The organism is Novosphingobium sp. (assembly GCF_032093395.1).
Lineage (GTDB): Bacteria > Pseudomonadota > Alphaproteobacteria > Sphingomonadales > Sphingomonadaceae > Novosphingobium.
Genome location: NZ_DAMDBA010000149.1, coordinates 1 through 4197, shown reverse-complemented (window position 1 = coordinate 4197; position 4197 = coordinate 1). Strand labels below are relative to the sequence as shown.

Below are 4197 nucleotides of genomic sequence, written 5' to 3'. Positions count from 1 at the left end.
TCTGGCCGGCGTCCTTGGTCGCCTGGCGCTGTGCGTCGTTGAAGTAGGCGGGCACGGTGATGACGGCCTGCGTTACGGTCTCGCCGAGGTACGATTCGGCGGTTTCCTTCATCTTCTGCAGAGTGAAGGCCGAGATCTGCGACGGGCTGTAGTCTTCGCCGCCGGCCTGGACCCAGGCGTCGCCGTTCTTGCCCTTGACGATGTGGTACGGAACCAGCTCGGTGTCCTTCTTGGTCACCGGATCGTCGAAGCGGCGGCCGATGAGGCGCTTCACCGCGAAAATCGTATTGTCGCCGTTGGTCACGGCCTGGCGCTTTGCGGGCTGCCCGATCAGACGCTCACCATCCTTGGTGAAGGCGACGATCGAGGGCGTGGTGCGCGCGCCTTCGGAATTCTCAATAACCTTGGGCTTGCCGCCGTCCATTACGGCGACGCAGCTGTTGGTGGTGCCAAGGTCGATACCAATTACTTTTGCCATTATCCCCATTCCTCACGTCAGTGGATGACACCATGCGGATCGCCTCCCTCCACAAGGCAAGGCGGCTTGCACAGCTCGATGACGTTCAAAGTCGTCGGAGCGGCATATAGGTGCGGTTTCGCTTGGAACAAGTCTGTCGCAATGGCATTACGCGGTGGAAATTTTCAGCCCCTCAAAGCTGCTTGGCGTCAGGGGCTCTTCCGAGAGGATCGATCGGCCGTGAAGTCTGCCCAGAAGCCCGTGCGTTTGCCTGCCTCCTTCCGCGTGCTTGCTCTCGTCGGTGTCGCGGGCATTCTTGCCGCCACCGCAGGTTGCAAGCAGGCCGAAAGCCCGGTTGCCCAGGAGAGCGCAACAGCCGAAGCCGGGCCTGCCGCCAAGCCGGGAATCAGTGCCAGCGACGGCCATCTGTTCCTCCCCGTCGTACCTGGCCGACCGGGTGCCGTTTACTTCACGGTACGGAACGATGGTCCTGCTGCGGCGAAACTGGTGGGCGTCCATGTCAGCGGATCGGGAAGCGCACAGATGCACAAGACGGACGGCGGCACCATGGCTGCCATCGATTCGCTGGACATCGCGCCCGGGGCGCAGGTCGAATTCAAGCAAGGCGGCATGCACGTCATGGTCTTCGACATCGAGGATAGCGTCAAAGCCAGCGGAACCGCGGAACTCACCCTCACCTTCTCGGATGGCGACAAGCTCTCGATGCCGCTGCGCGTGGAAAGCATGGGCGGAGACGGCATGGGCGACATGCCGGGAATGGAGCACTGACGGCGCGCGCGATCCGCAAGGACGACGCATCGACGCACCCGGCAGCTTGCCCCGCCGGTGCAGAGCGTCCCCTGACACGGGGCGAGATCGAATTGGTGCGCACGGTATTCGGGAACGCCATCGATTGTACACCGGTGCGCATCCGGAGGCGTAAGTGGTTTCCCTTCCAGACCGCAAATGTGGTGATGGCGCCTTGCGGGCACCTTCACTTTCATCGGCAGTCGCGCCTCTACAGCGACGATTTCGCCACGGCTCCGATCGGGCTCCAGGGTCTATTCATCCATGAAATGACCCATGTGTGGCAATCCCAGCTGAAAGGGCGCTGGTATCTGCCGCTCATGCGCCACCCATTCTGCAGGTACGACTACGCCCTGAGACCGGGTTGGGCCCTCGGTCGGTACGGGATCGAGCAGCAGGCCGAAATCGTGCGCCATGCCTTCCTGCTGGAACGCGGTTTCCAAGTGCCCGGTGCACCGCCGTTCGCCAGTTACGACGGCATTCTGCCGTTCGGTCGATTACAAGCCTGAACGGCACCCGATACGAGCGCCGTTCATGATAAAGGGCGCGAGTTTCCTCGCGCCCTTTATCATGTATCGGCAATGCCGGTCATGGTTTGCGGCTCAGCAGTCGCGATCCCAATAGCGATCGCCACGACGATCGTAGCGATAACAGCCCCGATCGTTCTTCTTCTGGGTCGACCCTACCGCTGCACCGGCAGCGGCGCCAACGGCGGCGCCGGCCACCGCATCGCCGGCCAGCGCACCTACGCCCGCGCCAAGTGCGCCACCGGCCAGAGCGCCTTCGCCGCCATAGTTGCTGGCGCAACCGGCCATGCCAAGCGCACCGGCGGCGAGGATGGGAAGAATGAGCATTCGCATGGGATCTCTCCGCTGAAATCAGGTTCCTACCTGCTCAACGGCCCCGACGCGGGAGGGTTCCAAAGTGCTCTCAAAACCCTCCCAAAACGCTCAGCGCACCCCGGATCAGTCCGGCTTCTTGGCCACGGCCACCATGGCCGGACGCAGGAGGCGGTCCTTGATCATGTAGCCGGCCTGAAGCTCCTGCACGATCGTACCCGGCTCGGCATCGGCCGAGGGCACTTCGATCATCGCCTGGTGCTGGTTGGGATCGAGCGGAAGCCCTACGGCCGCCACGCGGGTGATGCCGTGGTTGGTGAAGACCTTGTCGATTTCGCGACCGGTCGCCTCGATGCCCGCGACGATGCCCTTGAGCTTCTCGTCCTCGCGCAAGTCTTCCGGAATGGCGGAAAGCGCGCGGCTCAGGTTGTCGGCCACGGAAAGGATGTCGCGGGCAAAGCCGGTCGCCGCATAGGCGCGGGTGTCGGCGATGTCCTTTTCAAGCCGGCGACGCACGTTCTGCGTTTCCGCGCGCGCGTAAAGCATGTCCTGCTTTGCGACTTCCAGTTCCTCGCGGAGCTTGGCGAGTTCGCCGCCATCGTTTTCGCTGTCGATCATGTCTTCAGGCACGCCCTTCAGTTCTTCCGAGATTGCGGGATCTACAGTCCGACCCTCTGGCGGCTGGGTCTTGTCGTCAGTCATTCGTGTAAAGTTCCAACTATCCGATGAGCTTGCCCAGGCTCTGGGCAGTAAAGTCCACCATGGGGACGACGCGCGCATAATTCAACCGGGTCGGCCCGATTACCCCCACCACGCCGACCACCCGACCATCGCGGTCACGATAGGGCGAGGCGATTACCGAGGAGCCGGAAAGTGCGAAAAGCCGGTTCTCCGAGCCGATGAAGATGCGCGTTGACTGGGCCTCTCGCGCCAGATCGAGCAGCTCGGCCACCGACTGCTTGTTTTCCAGGTCGTCCAGCAGGGAGCGCACGCGTTCAAAGTCGGACAGCGCCGTTTCGTCCAGCAGGTTGGCCTGCCCCCGCACGATCAGCACGGGGCGGGCCATGGCATCCTCGCTCCACACCGCAAGGCCGCGCTCTACCAGGTCGCGGCTTGCGGCATCGAGCGCCGACTTGCCCGTGGCGATATCCATCTGCATGGCCCGCGCCGCTTCGCCAAGCGTGCGACCGGCGAGATGTGCGGTGATATAGTTGGAGGCTTCCTCCAGGGCGCCGGGCGGTAATGCGGCAGGGAACTCGACGATGCGATTCTCCACGGCGCCGTCCTCTCCCACCAGCACGGCAAGCGCCCGGCCCGGCCCTAGCGGCACGAGTTGGAGATGCATCAGCCGTGGTTCGCGGCGCGGCACCATGACGACGCCCGCCCCGGAAGTGAGATTGGAGAGAAGCGCACTGGTCGCCTCCAGCGCGGCCTCGATCGGACCGGGCGAGGATATCCGGCTCTCGATCGCAAGGCGCTCCTCCACGGTGGGCTCCGCCACTTGCATGATCCCGTCCACGAACAGGCGCAGGCCGGCCTCGGTGGGCAAGCGTCCCGCGCTCGTATGCGGCGCCGCAAGGAGTCCGAACGATTCGAGGTCGGCCAGCACCGACCGGATAGAGGCCGAGGACAGCCTGACTCCGCCCGGCCCGGCCAGAGTCTTCGAGCCTACCGGGGTGCCGGTCGCCAGATATCCCTCCACCACGAGGCGGAAAATCTCGCGGGCGCGATCGGAGAGTTCGGTGATCGGAGGTGTCGGCATCTCCCGCACAATCTAGGGACTGCGGCGTGCGTCTCAAGCCAAATGCGCGGGAGCCATTCGATTGCGCGCATTTTCTGCGCCGGAGGTGTTTCCACTCGCCGTGAAAATGCTCTAGGGGCGCGCGGGTAATCGACGATCAGAACTTGAGCAAAGGATCACACATGCGACCTTCAGGCCGTACCCCCGACGAGATGCGCGCTATCGACATCCAGACCGGCTTCACCAAGCATGCCGAAGGTTCGGTGCTGATTTCCTTCGGTGATACCCGCGTTCTCGTCACGGCTTCGGTCGAGGAAAAGGTTCCGCCGTTCCTGCGCGGCAAGGGCGAAGGC

At 63.7% G+C, this 4197-nt stretch carries 6 protein-coding genes and 1 pseudogene; 3 read left to right on the top strand and 4 right to left on the bottom strand.

The genetic code is table 11. The features are described from left to right. The coding region (locus RT424_RS24035) for an Hsp70 family protein (protein WP_313443372.1) at window positions 1-478 on the bottom strand (478 nt) is incomplete at its 3' end. A 219-nt stretch (window positions 479-697) separates the two neighbouring features. Between RT424_RS24035 and RT424_RS24030 the strand changes: the two genes are divergently transcribed. Next, the gene (locus RT424_RS24030; protein ID WP_313443370.1) at window positions 698-1246 is read left to right on the top strand and encodes a copper chaperone PCu(A)C; all 549 of its coding nucleotides are present in this window, start codon (window positions 698-700) and stop codon (window positions 1244-1246) included. A gap of 92 nt (window positions 1247-1338) precedes the next feature. Next, entirely contained in the window at window positions 1339-1773 is a 435-nt protein-coding gene (locus tag RT424_RS24025) for a vgr related protein (protein WP_313443368.1), read from the top strand. A gap of 93 nt (window positions 1774-1866) precedes the next feature. On the opposite strand, the gene RT424_RS24020 is transcribed toward RT424_RS24025, so the two are convergent. From RT424_RS24020 to hrcA, 3 genes are all read right to left on the bottom strand, one after another. After that, entirely contained in the window at window positions 1867-2124 is a 258-nt protein-coding gene (locus tag RT424_RS24020; RefSeq protein ID WP_313443366.1) for a hypothetical protein, read from the bottom strand. Between the two features lie 105 nt (window positions 2125-2229). Beyond that, window positions 2230-2805, bottom strand: coding sequence for a nucleotide exchange factor GrpE (locus RT424_RS24015; protein WP_313443364.1), 576 nt, complete (start codon window positions 2803-2805; stop codon window positions 2230-2232). A gap of 16 nt (window positions 2806-2821) precedes the next feature. Then, entirely contained in the window at window positions 2822-3865 is a 1044-nt protein-coding gene (gene hrcA, locus RT424_RS24010; protein WP_313443361.1) for a heat-inducible transcriptional repressor HrcA, read from the bottom strand. 161 nt (window positions 3866-4026) lie between these two features. On the opposite strand from hrcA, the pseudogene RT424_RS24005 reads away from it, so the two are divergent. Beyond that, a pseudogene (locus RT424_RS24005) lies at window positions 4027-4197 on the top strand (ribonuclease PH); the annotation flags it as partial.

Excerpts from the sequence above, each read along its gene's own strand:
- RT424_RS24020 (WP_313443366.1), bottom strand. The coding sequence starts at position 2,124 with ATGCGAATGCTCATTCTTCCCATCCTCGCCGCCGGTGCGCTTGGCATG.
- RT424_RS24015 (WP_313443364.1), bottom strand. The coding sequence starts at position 2,805 with ATGACTGACGACAAGACCCAGCCGCCAGAGGGTCGGACTGTAGATCCC.
- hrcA (WP_313443361.1), bottom strand. The coding sequence starts at position 3,865 with ATGCCGACACCTCCGATCACCGAACTCTCCGATCGCGCCCGCGAGATT.